This is a genomic window from Bradyrhizobium sp. Ce-3 (genome assembly GCF_022835695.1).
GTDB lineage: Bacteria > Pseudomonadota > Alphaproteobacteria > Rhizobiales > Xanthobacteraceae > Bradyrhizobium.
On record NZ_BQUV01000094.1, the window covers coordinates 1 to 307 of the forward strand.

A 307-nucleotide genomic window follows, 5' to 3' on the forward strand; every position below is an offset into this window, starting at 1 on the left:
GTGCCCGGCCCACCGCCAATGCGTACATCCTTCCCGCCCGCGGCCTCGCGGGCACGTTCGAGCGCTTCTCGAAAGCCGCCTGTGATGAAGTGGAAGGTCGTGCCGCCCGCCATCTCGATGGGCGCACGCGCGTAGTGGGTCAAGACGAAAACGGGAACGTGATATGGCGGGTTGTCGCCCCACCAGCCTTTCCATGTGTCGTCGGGCCAATCCCCGCGAATGGGGCCGAACATGTTGCGCCCGAGAATCCACGCCCCCACGTTCCGGAAGCTACGGGCGGCAAAGTCATCGTCAACGCCAGTTGTAC

Annotated in this window: 1 protein-coding gene; it reads right to left on the reverse strand. The window is 64.8% G+C overall.

The annotated features are described in order from the left end of the window. The coding region (locus tag BRSPCE3_RS35955; protein WP_375710017.1) for a dihydrofolate reductase family protein at positions 1 to 307 on the reverse strand (307 nt) is incomplete at both ends.